Consider the following 17,522-nt stretch of genomic DNA (forward strand, 5'->3'; position numbering starts at 1 on the left):
TTTTACATTTATCACGCCCAAGCAAAGGCAAGCCCGCTGGCTCACCCTTGATTATTGGTGAAGATGTCACGGTGGGACATAAAGTCATGCTACATGGTTGCACCCTAGGCAACCGCATACTTGTTGGCATGGGTGCCATTGTTATGGATGATGTAATGGTAGAAGATGATGTAATTATCGGGGCGGGAAGTTTAGTGCCGCCAGGTAAAACACTACAAAGCGGCTATTTATATGTGGGTAGCCCCGCTAAAGCGGCTCGGCCATTAAATGATCATGAGAAAAGCTTTCTAACTGAGTCGGCTTTAAATTATGTCCAATTAAAGAATGAGTATTTGGCGGAAGGTTAAAGCCAAATTTCACCACTCTCTATATAGGTATCTTCGGCAATAGCGGTTTCAGTCAGATCTTCCCAAGTAAACGCATCAGCGATTACTTGGGAGAGGAAGTCTTGTGCATCTTGCTTTGCCGGTATAGCGATATAACACTGCACTTTTAAACCACTTACTAAGCAACTAAAGGCTATGGCTTGTTTAGGCGCTGCATAGTGAAAGTCGTTATTAAAAATTAATTGCTGGTTCATAACGCTAATTGTGCCTTTAACTGCGCCAGTACCGGCGCCATATCCGGTTGCTTGCCACGGAATAAAGCGAACGCGGCGGCCGCTTGCCCCACTAACATTCCTAAACCATCTGCAGTATTTTGCACACCCTGTTGCTGGCACCATACCAGAAAAGCAGTGGGTGAAGCACCGTACAACATGTCATAAGCTAATTGACAATGCGCTAAATGCACGCTGTCAAATTCAGGTCGCTGCCCAGTTAAACCTGATGAAGTTGCATTAATAACGAATTGATAAGGTAACATCGGTATATCGGTTAACGCTGCTGCACTTACCTTGGCATTAAAATTTGCCGCAATTGCTTCAGCTTTGGCTTGGGTACGATTAGCAATAACAATTTGCCCTACGCCTGCTTTTAATAAAGGCCCCACTATACCGCGAGTAGCGCCGCCCGCGCCGATGATCAACACTTTAGCTTCAGCTAGTACCACGCCTAATCGCTGCAAGTCGTGCAGTAGGCCCACACCATCCGTATTATCCCCAACAATTTGGCCAGCATCGTTAAAATATAAGGTGTTTACCGCCCCAGCTTGTAACGCCGCCTCTGAACGCACTTGCGCTAAGGCAAACGCTTGCTCTTTAAACGGCATAGTGACATTTGCGCCCTTGCCACCGGCATTGATGAAGTGCTGCCAGCTGTCGGCAAAACCCTCTACCGGTGCTAGAATAGCCTCATAACTGATGGGTTCAGCCGTTTGCAATGCAAATTGCTGGTGAATAAAAGGGGATTTAGAGTGCCCTATTGGATTACCAAATACTGCGTAACGGTCCACAATGATGCCTTTTAAGAAGTTAATACAGATGATTTTTAATAAAAGTAACACAAATAGCAATACGCATCCCACTCCAACGCAAACACCTTATCAATTAATGGGCGGCGAAACGGCAGTGCGTCACTTGGCCAACCGTTTTTACGACATTATGGAAACGGCACCTGAAGCGAAAGCCCTATATGCCATGCATCCTTTACCTTTAGATGGTATTCGGCAGAAGTTTTTTGAGTTTTTGTCTGGTTGGTTAGGCGGCCCAGCTTTATTCGAACAAAAATATGGGCACCCTCGGCTTCGTGCCAGGCATTTACCCTTTGAAGTCAATGAGCAAATGCGTGAAGAATGGATGTTTTGTATGAATCAGGCATTAAATGAAGTGGTCAGCGATAAAGTGTTACGCGAAGGGATCCGCCAGTCGATTGGTCAACTGGCGTCACATATGATCAACTGTTAGTTAGCGGCTAACAAACCCAACCAATCTTGCGGCTTTAAATAACGCTCATATAACAACGCTTCTGGGCTAGCCGCTTCAGGTTGATAAGCATACTGCCAACGAACTAAAGGCGGCATCGACATTAAGATTGACTCGGTACGCCCGCCACTTTGCAAACCAAATAAAGTGCCGCGATCATAAACCAAATTAAACTCTACATAGCGGCCACGCCGATAGAGTTGAAATTGGCGCTCACGCTCGGTATATGCCAAGGCTTTACGTTTTGCCACAATGGGCAGATATGCCGGAATAAAGGCTTCTCCTACCGCACGCATTAACGCAAAGCTTTGCTCAAAACCTAAAACATTTAAATCATCAAAAAATAAGCCACCTACACCGCGGGTTTCGCCACGATGTTTTAAATAGAAGTAATCATCACACCACTTCTTATAAGCAGGGTAATAATCTGCACCAAAAGGATCGACAGCATCCTTAGCTGTTTGATGCCAATGAACAACATCTTCTTCAAATGGATAGTAAGGCGTTAAATCAAACCCGCCGCCAAACCACCATACCGGTTCCTCGCCGTCTTTTTCTGCAATAAAAAATCGGACATTGGCATGTGTAGTTGGCACATAAGGATTATTAGGATGCAACACCAAAGATACACCGCAAGCGTTAAAGTTGCGTCCCGCTAACTCAGGGCGATGCGCAGTCGCAGAGGCTGGCATCTGTGCACCAAACACATGTGAATAATTTACACCTGCTTGCTCAAAGACTTGACCACCCGTTAATACCCGACTGCGACCACCACCGCCTTCTGGTCGCTGCCAAGCATCTTCAACAAACTGCGCGCCACCATCGGCATCAGCGAGTTGCTGGCACAGTTGATCTTGTAACGCCATTAAAAAGGCTTGTACTTGAGCAAGTTGCTCAGAATGATGAGGCATATTAACTCCTGATGATTTCGCCGGTCATGGCATCACGTATTTGGCTAGGTTGCGTCGCCCCCCCTAAAGGCCCATCAACCACCGCAGCGACTTGTAAGCCAATACTGGCTAATAATTGCTGATAATCATTAATGGCTGCTTCACCTGCAAGATTAGCGCTGGTGGAAACAATAGGTTTACCATAAGCCTGACATAACTGTTGTACTACCGGATGTGCACTGACACGCACCGCAATACTATTAAAATTGCCTGTTATCCAACGCGGCGCCTTAGCACTGGCGGGAAGAACCCAACTCACATGACCTGGCCAAGATGAAAATATTTGAAAACGCCGCTCTATAGGAATAGCGTTGTCGTGGATGTAAGGCACTAACTGGGAGTAGTTCGCGGCAATCAGGATCAAGCCCTTTGCAACGGGACGCTGCTTAATCGCGAGCAGTTTTAACACCGCATCTTCATTATCCGGATCACATCCAAGGCCATAAACCGCTTCGGTAGGATATGCAATCACCTCGCCTGCCATTAATTGTTCTACTGCAGTATCAATTGTTGCCATTTTTCACCTAATTCATGCCGCAGACAGACGACCTAGCCACTAAACATTTTATTCGTAACACGATGGGCGGTATAATAACCGTTTCAAACTTCGACTTCATCAAGTTCACAAGGAAACCACTATGCAGGTTGGTATTATCATGGGTTCAACGTCAGATTGGCCTACCATGAAACATGCGGCAGATATGCTTGACCGTTTTGGCATTGCCTATGAGACCAAGGTGGTTTCGGCTCATCGCACCCCACAATTACTGGCTGATTATGCCACTGGCGCGGCTGCAAGGGGTTTGAAAGTGATCATTGCCGGTGCTGGTGGTGCTGCGCACTTACCGGGTATGGCCGCCGCTTTTACGAGTTTGCCGGTTTTAGGTGTTCCTGTGCAGTCAAAAGCTTTAAAGGGTATCGACTCTTTATTATCTATTGTACAAATGCCAAAAGGTGTTGCTGTAGGCACACTGGCGATTGGTGATGCGGGTGCCGCCAATGCAGGTTTGTTAGCCGCGCAAATTTTAGCCACCAGCGATGCAAGTTTATTGGCCCAAATTGATACTTTCCGCGCGGCTCAAACCGAGTCGGTATTAAGCCAACCGGATCCATCACAGGTCGCACTATGAAAGTATTAGTGTTAGGTGCCGGCCAATTGGCACGGATGATGGCGCTTGCTGGAGCACCGTTAAACATCACCATCAGTGCTTATGATGTCAATACAGACACGCTAGTGCACCCGTTAACCCAGCAACAATTAGGCAGCGGCTTAGCGCAAGCACTTGAAGCTGCTGATGTGGTGACTGCTGAGTTTGAACATATTCCCTTGGCTATCTTAGAGCAATGCCAAGCTAGTGGTAAATTTTTACCGGGCGCCAGCGCTATTCGTGCAGGGGGGATCGTCGGGTAGAGAAAGCCTTACTGGCCAGCGCGGGTGTTGCCAATGCCGCTTATCAGGTGATCAACAACCAGGCCGATTTTGAAAAGGCGGTGAGTCGCTTAGGCTTACCGCTTATCTTTAAAAGCGCCCTGGCGGGCTATGATGGCAAAGGCCAGTGGCGTTTAAAAGAGGCCGCGCAAACTGCCACCGTATGGCAGCAAATGGCCGATTTTTTAGCGGCAGATAGCAGCCAAGCTATCGTTGCGGAGCAATTCATTGGCTTTCAACGTGAAGTATCGCTGGTCGGTGCTCGCAGTAGAACAGGTGAAGTGAAAGTTTATCCACTAACTGAAAACCATCATGTTAACGGTGTACTCAGTGTGTCGTTAGCACGTCCAGTGGATCACGCACTGCAACACCAAGCAGAACAGATGTTTGCTGCCGTTGCCGAACAACTCGATTACGTTGGTGTATTAGCAATTGAGTTCTTTGATGTGGCTGGCCAATTGCTGGTGAACGAAATCGCCCCACGCGTGCACAACTCGGGGCACTGGACACAGCAAGGTGCTGATTGCTGTCAGTTTGCCAATCATTTACGTGCAGTCTGTGGTTTGCCGTTAGGCAGTACCGCCTTGGTGCGGCCAACGCTGATGGTGAATATCTTGGGTGAAGATGAAGTGCCCAACGCCATTCTGAATATTCCTGCGCTGGGTTTGAATTGGTATGGCAAAACTAAACGTGCGGGTCGGAAGATGGGTCATATCAATTTATCGGCCAACAGCACAGCCGAACTTAAAGCCCAATTTGCTAAATTGATTGATCAATTACCGGCAAGTACTTTTCCTGAACTCGAGCAGATGTTACATCAACTTTAATCCAAGCTAGGATCCGGGGCAGTTTGTTTCTGTTGGCAAGCTTTACTGGCACAGACCTGCCCCGATTTCTTCTGCAATAATAATGGAAAGGCACAGTATTGACAGATCCCAACCACTGGCTGGTCATTAACAATAAACTTGCATTGCGGATATCGATCACAACCCCAAAAGGTTTTACCAAACTTACTTAACCGCTCGGATAAACTCCCCTTCTGGCATTTAGGACAACTGACATTTGGCTGCTCAGTAGTTACCGGTTCTTCATGGACAATAAAATGACACGCAGGATAATTGGTGCAGCCTATAAACATACCATAACGACCATTTTTCACCGCCAAAGTACTTGAACATTCTGGACAATGCTCTTGCTCTAGTACCTTAACTACGCTGGTTTCATGCTGATGTAGTGCTTTAATATAATGGCAGCTTGGGTAACCGGTGCAACCTAAAAAAGCCCCATTTTTACCTGAGCGGATCTGTAAGGGCTGTTGGCACAGCGGGCAGTGTTCGGTTTGTTGCGGCAGAGAAAATAACGGTGAAGGATCGGTCATAACAGCCTAAGTTGAATAATGCTGACGAACCACTCGCCAGCATTAATGTGCATTCTACGCGCTAGTGTAGCGGCCCATCAACTTCGTCAAAAATTAAATCTTCCATTTGGGCATAAGCACTTTCTCGACCAGGTACATTGAACAGCACCATTAAGACAACCCACTTAAGATCATCCAAACTGATACTAGCACTGTCTAAATCCATAACCCGATCAATTACCATTTCGCGGGTTGTGGCATCAAGCACGTTAACTTGCTCAAGAAACATCAAGAAACCTTGGCCTGGGGTATCAATTTTACGATACTCGTCTGCAGTAAAAATCCGCGTCGAGTTGCTCGCTACTTTGGAAAGATAAGGTTTAGTTTGATTCTCTTGCAAAGCAGATAATCGATCTAACCATTTTAAGGCACGAAATATATCATCATCATGAAAACCGGCTTTACTGAGCTCTTTGGTCAGATCGGCATGATTTACATAAATATCAGCTTCGCTATGTATATAATTTTCAAACAGATAAACGAGGATATCAAACATAATCAGGTACTCCTCAATCTAATGTAACCACCGGGAACTGCTGCAACCTTACCGGCTAATTCAAGCTCAAGTAAGGTAATGGATACGTCTGCCACTGACATGTTGGCCCGCTCTGCCAGCACATCGGCTGGTATGGGACTATCTCCTACGTTATCGAACAACTGCTGACTGCACAAGTCTAGCGTGACATTTATTTCTGGGGCAACAGCTAAACCGTTATCAGCAAAAACCGTTCGCTCTTCTAGTATATCGGCCACACAACTGACAAGTTTAGCGCCTTGTTGGATCAGGTAATGACAGCCTGCTGCTTGCGCATTATGAAAACTGCCCGGTACAGCAAACACTTCACGATTATAATCCGCAGCAAGATTCGCACTAATTAACGAACCACTCTTTAATGCGGCTTCAACAACAACAGTACCCGTACTTAGACCAACAACAATGCGATTTCGTTGCGGGAAAAATTCAGCTCGGGCACGCACATCTGGAAAATATTCAGAAATAAGAGCACCCGCTTGCACAATACGTGTAGCTAAATGACGATTACAACTAGGATAAACTTGTCGCAGCCCGTGCCCTAATACGGCTACTGTTTTCCCACCAGCGTTTAAAGCACCTACATGACTTTCACTATCAATCCCTTTTGCCATTCCTGAAGTAATGACCATACCTTGTTCAGTCAACTCAGCTGCCAGTTGTCGAGCAACCGCTCTGCCGGTAGGAGTAGGCGCACGGCTGCCTACCATGGCAATTTGTGCCGACGCTAATAACTCTACTTGGCCTTTAACAAATAATACGGCGGGTGGATGTGGAGTTTCTTTTAATAACGGAGGATAAAACGGATGGTCAAAAGGAATAATATGCTGATCAGGCGTTTCGGCCTGCCAATTCAGCGCTTGCTCAACCCAAGACGCACTCTCATAACAAAGCAGTTGGGCCTGTTTTTTAGTCAGGCCCAGCTGTTGTAAGGTGCTGGCCGGCAAAGCCAATAACTCTGCCAAACCAATATGCTCGTTTAGCTGGCGACAGCGCTGGCCGTCTAAACCATGCACACTCGCTAACGCAAGCCATGTATGTAATGCTTCCATAACATCACAGCTCCCGACAGTTTACCTTATAAGTTGCCGATACTATCTCCAACGCGAACCGGAGCAATGGTTTGCGTGACAATTGCAAAACTGACTTTTTCTGAGGTTTTAAAGACCATCATTTCACCGACTTTCTCTTTCGGCATTTCAATGGCTTCACCACCAACATCACGCATCAGTTTTTGCAGCTTGGTTGCATCTTCTAAATACACAGGACCATTACGGCCGTCAACCACGGTTGGTGATTGCCGATAAATACCCAGCATGTGACCGGCTTTTAATTCCTGCTCACCGCGGTTAAGAATAACCACATCCATTTTAGCGACTTCTCGTAAATCAGACGACGCCGAAATGATGCGCCCTTCGATAGGTATACTTGGCTGTGTCATTAAAAAATGGACGGGCAAAGATTGCGAATCGTAGGCCTGGATCACCTTGTCGCCTTGGCGAATTTCTCGAGTAATATTCAGTACCTGCATGGCGGCGGGCTCAAAAGCACTACTTTCTGTTGCTGCACTGCCACCCCGAATAACTCGGGTGGTGGCAACTAAGCGCGTTTCATAACCCAGTGTTTCACCGGTATCCGGATCAACATAAGCACGGCCTTGTCGATATACTGCATAAGCGGCACCTTGCAGTAGCTCATTATTCACATATAACGTCTGTGTTTCAGCCGCACTTTTAGAGGCGCGATTGCTTCCTAAGATGTAAGGTAAAGCATCGATCTCAACTTGCGATAAGGCCTGATCATAGGTTAAGAAAGGACGTATGATACCCAAGGGTAAGGTGGCTATTGCATCCGGATTTTTATGCGTAGTGCGAGTTTGTGGTGTTAAACGCACCGCCCGCTTATTCACGGCCAATACTGGGCGACCTTCACTATCAAAGGTTAACGTTAAAATATCACCAGGATAAATTAAGTGTGGGTTATCAACTTGTGGGTTCATTTGCCATAATTGCGGCCACAACCAAGGCTCATTCAGATATAAACCAGAAATATCCCATAATGTGTCCCCCGCTTTAACCACGTAGGTCATCGGTGCATTGTCGCGCAACTTTAATACATCTGCTAACACACTAGCTGAAAACCAACATATTGAGGCCGCTATTATCAATGTTATTTTTTTCAGCATGCCAGCTTCCTTTAAAACTATACTGTTTTGTAATTATTACATACTAAGCTGTTATTGCAGCGCAATAATGGCTAAAATTAAAACATACCACAGTGATTTAATTAAAGCATATTTTTGTAGGTGTTATGGCTGTTTTAAAAGTATTACATTACCCAGACGATCGTTTGCGCACTATTGCCAAACCGGTCACCACTATTACGCCGGAAATTCGGCAGTTAGTCACCGATATGCTCGACACCATGTATGATGAAAATGGTATCGGCTTAGCGGCGACTCAAGTTAATCAGCATTTACGCATCGTCGTGTTAGATCACTCAGAAGATCGCAGTGAACCCATGGTTTTTATTAACCCTGAGATTATCGCACACGATGGCGAAACCAGCTATGAAGAAGGCTGCTTATCTGTGCCGCAAAACTACGCGTCAGTGAAGCGAGCCAAAAATATTACCTTGAAAGCTCAGGATATTGATGGCAATAGTTTTGAACTGCACGCCGATGGCCTACTCGCCATTTGCTTACAGCATGAACTAGACCATTTAATTGGCAAGCTGTTTATTGATTATCTGTCGCCTTTAAAACGCGAGCGTATCCGCAAAAAGCTAGAAAAAGAAGCCAAACTGGCTGAACGCCACGCGCTGTAAACAGGAAAAACTGTGACCCAACCTCTTCGAATTATTTTTGCCGGTACACCGGATTTCGCCGCCTGCCACTTACAGGCGTTGTTAGCGAGCGAACATCAGATTGTAGCGGTTTACACCCAGCCCGACCGACCGGCTGGGCGTGGTCAAAAACTGCAACCAAGCCCAGTAAAACAATTAGCTGAGCGCCAGCAGATCCCGGTATATCAACCTAAATCACTCAAAAAAGCGGCTGCGCAGCAAGAGTTAGCCGCCTTGAACGCCGATTTGATGATTGTCGTTGCCTATGGCTTAATTTTACCCAAGATAGTGTTAGACACCCCGCGCTTGGGTTGTATCAATGTGCACGGTTCGTTGTTACCGCGCTGGCGTGGCGCAGCACCTATTCAACGCGCGCTCTGGGCTGGCGATCAACAAACGGGCGTCACCATTATGCAAATGGACGAAGGGTTAGACACCGGAGCGATGCTCAGTAAAGCCGCGATATCAATCACTTCAACCGACACCAGTGCCACTTTGTATGGCAAATTGGCAGAGTTGGGGCCACAAGCGTTGCTCACTGCACTGACTCAACTACCTCAGTTGCAACAACAAGCCGAAGCCCAACAAGACGCTGCAGCCAGTTATGCACAAAAACTATCGAAAGAAGAGGCTTGTCTTGATTTTAATAAGAACGCCGATGCGCTAGAGCGTGAAGTGCGAGCTTTTAACCCGTGGCCAGTCAGCTATCTTGAGCTACCCCAAGGTGCGGTCAAAGTATGGCAAGCACATGTTGTACCGAGTGACGAACAAATTGTTGGCGTCATTATTAGGGCAGATAAAACCGGTATTTATATCAGCTGCCAGCAAGGGACTTTGGTGATTACGCAACTGCAGCCTCCCGGTAAAAAACCTATGTCAGCGGCTGATTTTTTAAATGGCCGCAGTGACTGGTTATCAGTGGGTCAGCAATTATGAGTGCACAACTTCGCGCACTCGCTGCCGATACCTGTTATCAAGTGATTGACCAAGGTAAATCTTTATCGGATGCCTTACCTAGGGCACAACTTAAATTAGATTTGCCCGCAGACAAAGCTTTGCTTCAAGAAATTTGCTTTGGGGTCATGCGTTACTTACCGCAACTGGAAACCGTTTGCCAACAACTGATGAGCAAACCGTTGGTGAAACAACTGCGGCCGTTGCAGTTCTTGTTGTATGTGGGCATTTATCAGTTAAAGTTTATGCGCATTCCTGATCATGCCGCCATCAGCGAAACGGTTGAAGCCGCTCGAAGTTTAAAAGGCCAAAGCCTAACAAAACTGATTAACGCGGTGTTACGCAGTGTGCAACGTCAACCGGCATTATTTGATTTTAGTCATGCGCCTGATGCCGTGAAATTTAACCACCCCGGCTGGCTAATCAGCGCGTTGCAACAAGCCTACCCTGCAGATTGGACTGATATCCTGTTAGCCAACCAACAAAAAGCGCCGTTATGGCTGCGCATTAATCAGCAACAAATCAGCCCAACGCAATTTTGTGCTGCACTAACGGCTGAAGATATTGCTTATACCCAACCCTTTAGCTATTTACCGGTTGCGATCAAACTACAACAAGCTTGCGATGTCACCAGCTTACCGGGCTATCAGCAAGGCTGGTTCTCCGTGCAAGATGCCGCAGCGCAACATGCCGCTTTATTGCTGAATGCACAACCCGGCGAGCAAGTACTGGATGCATGCTGTGCGCCCGGTGGCAAAACGTGCCATATTTTGGAACAGACCACTGACCTGCATTTAACCGCACTGGACCGTGATGAAAAGCGATTAGAGCGTGTGCATGCAAACTTAGCACGGCTACAATTAGAGGCTCGCGTCGTTGCTGCCGATGTGCTGGATACTGCACGCTGGTGGCAAGGCAACCTGTTTGATCGCATTTTATTAGATGTACCCTGTTCGGCCACTGGTGTGATCCGGCGCCATCCTGATATTCGCTGGTTACGTAAAAAAGCCGATATCGCTAATTTAGCCAGCTTACAAACCGACATTTTGCAACAAGCCTGGCAGCTATTAAAACCTGGCGGTACCTTACTTTATGCAACCTGTAGTGTGTTACCGGCCGAAAACCAGCTACAAATCACGCAATTTTTGGCACACCAAGCCGATGCAAGCCTAGTGCCTATCACTCAGGCCGGTACCGAAGCTTGTTGGCAAATCTTACCGGGTGCAGCCGACATGGATGGCTTCTTCTTTGCCTTGTTACACAAAGCAACGCCGAACTGAGACAGACTATGAAAATCATCATCCTAGGGGCAGGACAAGTTGGCGCAACACTGGCAGAGAACCTAGTCGGTGAACAGAATGATATTACGATTGTTGATACTAATCTGGATAAACTGCGCTCATTGCAAGATCGTTTTGACCTGCAGGTGGTGTTTGGTCATGGCTCACATCCTGATATTTTGCGCAAAGCCGGCGCCGAAGATGCCGACATGGTTGTTGCCGTGACCAACTCGGATGAAGTTAACATTGTGGCCTGTCAGGTGGCCTACAGTATGTTTAATACGCCGCTGAAAATTGCCCGTATTCGCACCAATCAGTATTTAAAGTACCGCGATGAACTCTTTCATAAAGACGATATGCCCGTTGACCACTTTATTGCACCGGAAGCGTTGGTGACCAATTATATTCGCCGGCTAATTGATTACCCCGGCGCACTACAGGTTGTTGAATTTGCTGAAGGTAAAGTCAGTTTAGTTGCGGTGAAAGCCTATTACGGTGGCTTATTAGTGGGCCATGCATTATCGGCACTTAAAGAACACATGCCACATATCGAAACCCGTGTAGCCGCCATTTATCGCCGTGGTAATGCAATAAAACCGCTGGGCACAACCATTATCGAAGCCGACGACGAAGTGTTCTTTGTCGCCGCCACTAAACACATCCGCGCGGTAATGAGCGAACTGCAAAAGTTAGAACGTAGCTATCGACGGATCATGATTGCCGGTGGTGGTAACGTCGGATTTGGTTTAGCCCGCGCATTAGAAAAAACTCATAGTGTAAAATTAATTGAGCGTAGTAAAGAACGGGCTGAATTCTTATCTAGTGGCTTAGATAACACTGTTGTCTATGTCGGCGATGCTTCAGATCCTGAATTGTTAGAAGAAGAAAACATTGAGCAAATCGATGTTTTTATTGCAGTAACAAACGATGACGAAGCCAACATTATGTCGGCCATGCTGGCAAAGCGTATGGGGGCACAAAAGACCATGGTGCTGATTAAACGCAGTGCCTATGTTGATTTATTGCAAGGTGGTGAAGTGGATATTGCAGTGTCGCCGCAACAAGCCACTATCTCAGCATTATTGACGCATATTCGCCGCGGTGACATTGTAAATGTGTATTCACTGCGCCGTGGCGCGGCTGAAGCCATTGAAGCCATCGCGCATGGTGACAGCAGCACCAGCAAGGTGGTCGGTAAAACCATTGGCGAAATTAAGCTGCCGCCAGGCACCACTATCGGCGCCATCGTCAGAGGCGATGAAGTCATGATTGCCCATGATAATACGCGCATCAATACTGATGATCACGTTATCTTATTTATGGTCGATAAAAAACACATTGTGGAAGTCGAAAAGTTGTTCCAAGTGAGTGCGATTTTTATCTAACACGCTAAGCTTAGTCTTTCCAAAAGGCAGGGGTAAATAGCACCAGCAAAGTGAAAATCTCCAAGCGACCGAACACCATAGCTACAATCAAAATCCATTTACTGGCATCGGGGATATTACCGAAGTGAGCGGCCACTTCGCCCAGACCGGGCCCCAAGTTATTTAAACAAGCCGCCGTTGCCGAAAACGCCGTAATATTATCTAAACCAGTAAAAATCAACGCCAGCATAATGACCACAAACACTAACGCATAAGCCGCAAAGAAGCCCCATACCGCTTGCACAATGCGATCTTCTACAGCACGACGACCTAACTTAATGGCATATACCGCGCGTGGATGCACCAAGCGATTGAGCTCACGCGCACCCTGCTTAAACAACAACAGCACACGCACAACTTTCATGCCGCCACCGGTCGAGCCGGCACAACCGCCAATAAAACTCGAAAATATTAGCAAAATAGGCAAAAACAATGGCCAAGCTGAAAAGCTATCCGTAGCAAAACCGGCGGTAGTGGAGATAGACACGGCTTGAAATACGGCATGATTTAGCGCAGTGAGCTGATCGGGATAGACACTGGTGTGCAGCAACACTAAGAAACAGATGAGAATCAACGCCACTTGAATACCCAAAAAGGTATTAAATTCTGGATCGCCAAAATAAGTTCTTAAATTTTTGCCGCGCACGACAGCAAAATGCAAGGTGAAATTTACCGCGCTAATAAACAAAAAGAACACACAAATCAGATTGATCAACGGACTGTTAAAATGGCCCATACTGGCGTCATAAGTAGAAAAACCACCAATGGCGACTGTTGAAAACGCATGACAGATGGCGTCGAACGCCGACATACCGGCTAGATAAAAAGCTAACGCACAAGTAATGGTTAAAGCTAAATAGATATACCAGAGGTGCTTTGCGGTATCAGCAATACGCGGTGTCATTTTGTTATCTTTAACCGGCCCGGGTGTTTCAGCACGAAACAACTGCATCCCACCCACACCGAGCAGTGGCAAAATGGCCACCGCTAAAACGATAATCCCCATACCGCCTAGCCATTGTAATTGCTGACGATAATAGAGAATGGCCTTGGGTAACAACTCAATGCCGGTTAGCACCGTGGCGCCGGTCGTAGTTAAGCCAGAAAAAGCTTCAAACATCGCGGAAGCGAGATTCAAATTCGGATATTCAGCCAGAACTAACGGGATGCCGCCCACCGCACCGAGCACAATCCAAAACAGCACTACAATTAAAAAACCGTCACGCACTTTAAGTTCGCGACGGTATTTACGATTGGGATACCAGGTGATAAAACCGATGGCAACACACATTAAAAAGGACAAAATAAAGGGTAAACCCGCACCATCTTTATACCAGAACGCCACCATCGCCGGCGGCACCATGGTGATACTGAAGATAGCAATCAGCATCCCCAAGATACGGATAATCGAACGATATTGCATAATGTCCTTTTCAGCGACCGCTTATGGCAGTTGCAACTCGCGAGTCATATTCTCATTGCGCTCACGGTGCACAATAATGTTATCTTCGATACGAATACCACCAAACTGGCGGAAAGCATCAATTTTTTGCCAGTTAAACAGCTTATTCTCGGTTTTGTCTTGCCAGTCGGCTAACAGACTATCGATAAAATATAAGCCTGGCTCAATAGTAAATACCATTGACGGTTCAATCAGCCGTGTACAGCGTAAGAACGGATGTTGTTCTGGTGAAGCCACATGAGTGCCACGCTCATCGGCCATAAAACCACCGACATCATGCACTTGCAAACCTAGGTGATGGCCCACGCCGTGCGGGAAAAAAGTGCTACTAATACCGGTATCAACAATAGTATCGACACTGCTGCGGACAAAATCAAAATCAATCAGCACTTGTGCTAACAAGCGATGAGTTAAAAACTGTAAATCCGTGTATTTGTTACCCGGTTTAATCGCATCCACTACCTGCAAATGCACGTTTTGCACCGCTTGGATCAGTGCAGAGAATTCATCTTTCGGATCGAAGCTGTAAGTACGAGTAATGTCTGCCGCATAACCATGAAACTCGGCACCCGCGTCAATTAAAAAGGAATGATGCTGCGCAGGTTTTTTACGCTCTAAAGCAGTGTAGTGCAAAATAGCGGCATGTTCATTTAAACCAATGATATTGCCATAAGGCACTTCATTTTCAGTTTGGCCAACAGCCGCTAAGTAAGCGAGCTGAATATCAAACTCACTGCCACCGGCATAAAAGGCCGCGGCTGCCGCACGATGCCCGGTCACAGCCATACGGTTGGCATTGCGCATACAGGCATGCTCATAAGCGGTTTTATACGCCCGGTAAAAATGCAGGTAATTCATCACGGGCTCAGGGTTGATGTGGGTAAAGCCTAAGGCTTTAGCGACTTCAAGATACTCACCTAAATACGCCACACGTGCTTTATCATAAGGCAACAGCTTTTCAACCGTATTAGCTTTTTCAAGCAACTGAATATCAAAGTGCTCAGCCCAAAAATCACTTGGTGCGTCAGGCACTTTGTGCCAAAAATCTTTTGGCCGATAAAAAATCAGTTTGGGTTTATTTACACCATCAACTATTAACCAGCAATGCGGATTATCGACTACCGGTAACCACGCTTTAAAATGTGGATTGGCTTTAAACGGATAATCCATATCATCCAAGAACTTGCGCTTTGCTTGACCTGAATGAATAACGAGCGCGTCGAGATTCTCACGAGCCAACACATTGCGGGTACGCAACTGCAGTTCTGCTAGATGCTCTGGATAAAGTTGCTGATATGTTGAGTTCATAAACACCTTACTGGTTGCTGTTAAGGGCTTTGGATAATAACATCATTTACTCTTCGCCCCAATCTGCATCGCAACCAGCGGTTGAAACACATCAATGGGTTCATTTAAGCGAATATTGTAAATCTGATAATACGCCATCACTGCTTTTACATATTCTCGCGTTTCGCGATAAGGGATCGTTTCTACCCATACATCAACGGGCAAAGCGTGGTCTGTCGGGATCCATTGCCGAACACGACTGTAACCTGCATTGTAAGCTGCGGTGGCCATAATTAAATTACCGTCGTTACGCTTCATCAAATAATTAAGGTAATCGGTACCATAATCGATATTGGTGGTGGGGTTATAAAGTTGCGCTATTGGCACGCGTTTTTTTGCAATATCATTGGCGGTAGCTGGCATAATTTGCATTAAACCTCGCGCACCCACCGGAGAATTAGCATCAGCCATAAAAGAGCTTTCGCGCCGAGCTATTGCCATAGCCCAACCAGAATCTACTTTTGCGCCTTTCGCCGAGCGTTGAATTTCATCTTTATAAGCCAGCGGAAAACGTAATTCTACATCGTCCCAATAACCGGCATCCGCCAGCGTAAAAATGGCGCGCTCATGCCACTCCATTTGACCGGCTAGCTTAGCTGCGGCTAACTTTTGCGATTCAGTCACTGAGCGTTGTAAGAAATTCCATTCCCGTCGCGCTTCGGTCATTCGGCCAAGCGCCAGCCATTCAATGGCGCGTTGCACCGCAGGGTGTTGCTGCACTAATAACAACTCTTCAGCAGATACCATCACCGGATTGTGCGCTAAACTCGGTGGTAGCCCCAACTTAGCTGCCGACATAAAGCCATAAAAGTGTCTACGCAAAGCCAGCTCACGAAAAATGGGATCGGCCTTTGCTTGCTGACCCTGCTCTTCAAAAGCTCGAGCTAACCAATAGCGCCAATTGATATCTGCCGCGAGATCTGCAGGAAACTGCTCAATGACTTTTTGCACTTTCGGCCAGTTTAGTTCTCGTAACGCATGGCCTACTTGCCATTGTGCCAAGCTGCTATCCAATAACTCGGGGGGTAACTGCGCCATCCACTCATCGGCGCGACTATCCCCTTTACTGGCTAAGGCAATAGCAAATTGACGCTGCACATCAACGCGCTGAGCAGCGATAAAATAAGGATCATTAACAAAACGCTGCCACATTTTTAAGGCCTGATCGGGTGAGCGCCAGATTAGACGCTTTAAACCGTAAGCCAAAATGTCGCGTTCAACCACATGTTTGCCAGCAAAGAAGCGACCTTTCGTCATGACACTAGGGTCCTTTCTTACTTGTAGCCACATGTCCGCTAAATATTGCTGATTAGTCGGTAGCAAGGTTTTTAAATAACGAATTAAACTCGCATCACCGCCTTCTGCAGACAATTGAATACGCCGCAACACTGTATCGGCTTGCAGCGGATTAACCTGGCGCCATTGTTTAAACAGGCCATCGCAGTCTTTAGGTTGTGATTTCCCTACGGTCCATAACGCTTGTACCTCCTGCCAGACTTGCTGCTTATCAACCGGACTAACCAGCAAACGCTGCTCCAACGCCGTACAATTTAGCTCAGCGTCTGAACTACCCGGAAAGTTCATTAAAAACCGTTCAGATTGCTTTGCTTTAGCTAAACTTTGTAAAAAGGGCCGGCGCAACGGCCAATCCAGCGGAGAGCCTTTATGTTGCTGTAAAAAGCTTTCAATATCAGTGTGAGCATTCAAACGCCGCTGTAAGTAGCGTTGTTGCAGATAGGGTTGTAACGGATAATCTTTTAATTCTTCCAGCCAAGCTTCAACTTGCCTAAGAGGTGCAGAGCCAATTTGGCGCTCGGCTTGCACAAATAACTCACGTTGCTGTTCAATCTGTTCAGCATTACTGACAGCCATTGTAGAAAAAAAAGTACAACTTAATATAAAGATCAGGCGTTTCACTGTACAACTCCAGATGAAAACTTAGTCAGTCAATACTGTCTATAGTTAAGTATGTTTGTGCTTAGCACGATTTAAAACACCCGTTTAAATAACTATTGATATTTT

The 17,522-nt window shown here is 46.5% G+C and carries 18 protein-coding genes and 1 pseudogene (1 of these 19 running past the window's edge); 8 read left to right on the plus strand and 11 right to left on the minus strand.

From position 1 onward, the window contains the following. A protein-coding gene (locus ACUJFL_RS00910) for a gamma carbonic anhydrase family protein (protein WP_226750710.1) crosses the window boundary here: on the plus strand, positions 1-347 show its 3' portion. 187 nt of this gene lie to the left of the window's left edge; only the last 347 of its 534 coding nucleotides appear in the window; its start codon lies beyond the left edge, outside the window; the stop codon is at positions 345-347. Here the strand turns inward: ACUJFL_RS00910 and ACUJFL_RS00915 are convergent. Next, positions 344-580: a DUF1488 family protein gene (locus ACUJFL_RS00915; protein WP_229588393.1), complete on the minus strand. Its 237-nt coding sequence runs from the start codon at positions 578-580 to the stop codon at positions 344-346. The genes ACUJFL_RS00910 and ACUJFL_RS00915 overlap by 4 nt on opposite strands. Next, positions 577-1,392: a shikimate dehydrogenase gene (gene aroE / locus ACUJFL_RS00920; RefSeq protein WP_445428221.1), complete on the minus strand. Its 816-nt coding sequence runs from the start codon at positions 1,390-1,392 to the stop codon at positions 577-579. The genes ACUJFL_RS00915 and aroE overlap by 4 nt, the downstream gene beginning before the upstream one ends. A 28-nt stretch (positions 1,393-1,420) precedes the next feature. Here aroE and ACUJFL_RS00925 point away from each other — a divergent pair, with 28 nt between their 5' ends. Then, complete coding sequence (locus tag ACUJFL_RS00925) at positions 1,421-1,843, plus strand: group II truncated hemoglobin (protein WP_236129156.1); 423 nt, start codon at positions 1,421-1,423, stop codon at positions 1,841-1,843. On the opposite strand, the gene hemF is transcribed toward ACUJFL_RS00925, so the two are convergent. Beyond that, the gene (hemF, locus tag ACUJFL_RS00930; protein ID WP_226750706.1) at positions 1,840-2,772 is read right to left on the minus strand and encodes an oxygen-dependent coproporphyrinogen oxidase; all 933 of its coding nucleotides are present in this window, start codon (positions 2,770-2,772) and stop codon (positions 1,840-1,842) included. The two genes, ACUJFL_RS00925 and hemF, sit on opposite strands and share 4 nt — an antisense overlap. 1 nt (position 2,773) lies before the next feature. After that, on the minus strand, positions 2,774-3,328 hold the full coding sequence (locus ACUJFL_RS00935; RefSeq protein ID WP_445428222.1) for a Sua5/YciO/YrdC/YwlC family protein: 555 nt from the start codon (positions 3,326-3,328) through the stop codon (positions 2,774-2,776). 121 nt (positions 3,329-3,449) lie between these two features. Here ACUJFL_RS00935 and purE point away from each other — a divergent pair, with 121 nt between their 5' ends. Both purE and ACUJFL_RS00945 read left to right on the plus strand, forming a co-directional pair. Next, positions 3,450-3,941, plus strand: coding sequence for a 5-(carboxyamino)imidazole ribonucleotide mutase (gene purE / locus ACUJFL_RS00940; protein WP_226750704.1), 492 nt, complete (start codon positions 3,450-3,452; stop codon positions 3,939-3,941). Then, positions 3,938-5,067 (plus strand): annotated as a pseudogene (locus ACUJFL_RS00945) (5-(carboxyamino)imidazole ribonucleotide synthase). The gene purE and the pseudogene ACUJFL_RS00945 overlap by 4 nt, the downstream one beginning before the upstream one ends. On the opposite strand, the gene ACUJFL_RS00950 reads toward ACUJFL_RS00945, so the two are convergent. From ACUJFL_RS00950 to ACUJFL_RS00965, 4 genes are all read right to left on the minus strand, one after another. Continuing rightward, positions 5,064-5,618, minus strand: coding sequence for a DNA topoisomerase family protein (locus ACUJFL_RS00950; RefSeq protein ID WP_306177499.1), 555 nt, complete (start codon positions 5,616-5,618; stop codon positions 5,064-5,066). The pseudogene ACUJFL_RS00945 and the gene ACUJFL_RS00950 overlap by 4 nt on opposite strands. 61 nt (positions 5,619-5,679) lie before the next feature. Further along, entirely contained in the window at positions 5,680-6,153 is a 474-nt protein-coding gene (locus ACUJFL_RS00955; RefSeq protein ID WP_306177498.1) for a DUF494 family protein, read from the minus strand. Positions 6,154-6,155: 2 nt separating this feature from the next. After that, positions 6,156-7,241, minus strand: a complete 1,086-nt coding sequence (dprA, locus tag ACUJFL_RS00960) for a DNA-processing protein DprA (RefSeq protein WP_445428223.1) — start codon at positions 7,239-7,241, stop codon at positions 6,156-6,158. Between the two features lie 26 nt (positions 7,242-7,267). After that, the gene (locus ACUJFL_RS00965; RefSeq protein ID WP_306177496.1) at positions 7,268-8,374 is read right to left on the minus strand and encodes a LysM peptidoglycan-binding domain-containing protein; all 1,107 of its coding nucleotides are present in this window, start codon (positions 8,372-8,374) and stop codon (positions 7,268-7,270) included. 125 nt (positions 8,375-8,499) lie between these two features. Between ACUJFL_RS00965 and def the strand changes: the two genes are divergently transcribed. The 4 genes from def to trkA are packed head-to-tail and all read left to right on the plus strand — an operon-like array spanning position 8,500 to position 12,652. Beyond that, positions 8,500-9,015, plus strand: a complete 516-nt coding sequence (def, locus tag ACUJFL_RS00970) for a peptide deformylase (protein ID WP_226750698.1) — start codon at positions 8,500-8,502, stop codon at positions 9,013-9,015. A 12-nt stretch (positions 9,016-9,027) separates the two neighbouring features. Then, on the plus strand, positions 9,028-9,969 hold the full coding sequence (gene fmt / locus ACUJFL_RS00975) for a methionyl-tRNA formyltransferase (RefSeq protein ID WP_226750697.1): 942 nt from the start codon (positions 9,028-9,030) through the stop codon (positions 9,967-9,969). After that, complete coding sequence (gene rsmB, locus ACUJFL_RS00980) at positions 9,966-11,267, plus strand: 16S rRNA (cytosine(967)-C(5))-methyltransferase RsmB (protein WP_445428224.1); 1,302 nt, start codon at positions 9,966-9,968, stop codon at positions 11,265-11,267. The genes fmt and rsmB overlap by 4 nt, the downstream gene beginning before the upstream one ends. Positions 11,268-11,275: 8 nt before the next feature. Next, a complete protein-coding gene (gene trkA, locus ACUJFL_RS00985; protein ID WP_226750695.1) occupies positions 11,276-12,652 on the plus strand; it encodes a Trk system potassium transporter TrkA in 1,377 nt (458 codons plus the stop codon). Positions 12,653-12,662: 10 nt separating this feature from the next. On the opposite strand, the gene ACUJFL_RS00990 is transcribed toward trkA, so the two are convergent. The 3 genes from ACUJFL_RS00990 to ACUJFL_RS01000 are packed head-to-tail and all read right to left on the minus strand — an operon-like array spanning position 12,663 to position 17,417. Beyond that, a complete protein-coding gene (locus tag ACUJFL_RS00990) occupies positions 12,663-14,114 on the minus strand; it encodes a TrkH family potassium uptake protein (protein ID WP_226750694.1) in 1,452 nt (483 codons plus the stop codon). A gap of 21 nt (positions 14,115-14,135) precedes the next feature. After that, positions 14,136-15,461 carry a Xaa-Pro dipeptidase gene (pepQ, locus tag ACUJFL_RS00995; protein ID WP_445428225.1) on the minus strand — a complete coding sequence of 442 codons (1,326 nt, stop codon included), beginning with the start codon at positions 15,459-15,461 and terminating at the stop codon, positions 14,136-14,138. A 42-nt stretch (positions 15,462-15,503) separates the two neighbouring features. Next, complete coding sequence (locus ACUJFL_RS01000) at positions 15,504-17,417, minus strand: transglycosylase SLT domain-containing protein (protein ID WP_445428226.1); 1,914 nt, start codon at positions 17,415-17,417, stop codon at positions 15,504-15,506. Positions 17,418-17,522: the final 105 nt, after the last annotated feature.

It is taken from the genome of Alishewanella sp. HL-SH05 (assembly GCF_052655985.1).

Excerpts from the sequence above, each read along its gene's own strand:
- dprA (WP_445428223.1), bottom strand. The coding sequence starts at position 7,241 with ATGGAAGCATTACATACATGGCTTGCGTTAGCGAGTGTGCATGGTTTA.
- ACUJFL_RS00935 (WP_445428222.1), bottom strand. The coding sequence starts at position 3,328 with ATGGCAACAATTGATACTGCAGTAGAACAATTAATGGCAGGCGAGGTG.
- ACUJFL_RS00925 (WP_236129156.1), top strand. The coding sequence starts at position 1,421 with ATGATTTTTAATAAAAGTAACACAAATAGCAATACGCATCCCACTCCA.
- ACUJFL_RS00915 (WP_229588393.1), bottom strand. The coding sequence starts at position 580 with ATGAACCAGCAATTAATTTTTAATAACGACTTTCACTATGCAGCGCCT.
- ACUJFL_RS00950 (WP_306177499.1), bottom strand. The coding sequence starts at position 5,618 with ATGACCGATCCTTCACCGTTATTTTCTCTGCCGCAACAAACCGAACAC.
- ACUJFL_RS00965 (WP_306177496.1), bottom strand. The coding sequence starts at position 8,374 with ATGCTGAAAAAAATAACATTGATAATAGCGGCCTCAATATGTTGGTTT.
- pepQ (WP_445428225.1), bottom strand. The coding sequence starts at position 15,461 with ATGAACTCAACATATCAGCAACTTTATCCAGAGCATCTAGCAGAACTG.
- purE (WP_226750704.1), top strand. The coding sequence starts at position 3,450 with ATGCAGGTTGGTATTATCATGGGTTCAACGTCAGATTGGCCTACCATG.
- ACUJFL_RS00990 (WP_226750694.1), bottom strand. The coding sequence starts at position 14,114 with ATGCAATATCGTTCGATTATCCGTATCTTGGGGATGCTGATTGCTATC.
- hemF (WP_226750706.1), bottom strand. The coding sequence starts at position 2,772 with ATGCCTCATCATTCTGAGCAACTTGCTCAAGTACAAGCCTTTTTAATG.
- rsmB (WP_445428224.1), top strand. The coding sequence starts at position 9,966 with ATGAGTGCACAACTTCGCGCACTCGCTGCCGATACCTGTTATCAAGTG.
- ACUJFL_RS00955 (WP_306177498.1), bottom strand. The coding sequence starts at position 6,153 with ATGTTTGATATCCTCGTTTATCTGTTTGAAAATTATATACATAGCGAA.
- def (WP_226750698.1), top strand. The coding sequence starts at position 8,500 with ATGGCTGTTTTAAAAGTATTACATTACCCAGACGATCGTTTGCGCACT.
- trkA (WP_226750695.1), top strand. The coding sequence starts at position 11,276 with ATGAAAATCATCATCCTAGGGGCAGGACAAGTTGGCGCAACACTGGCA.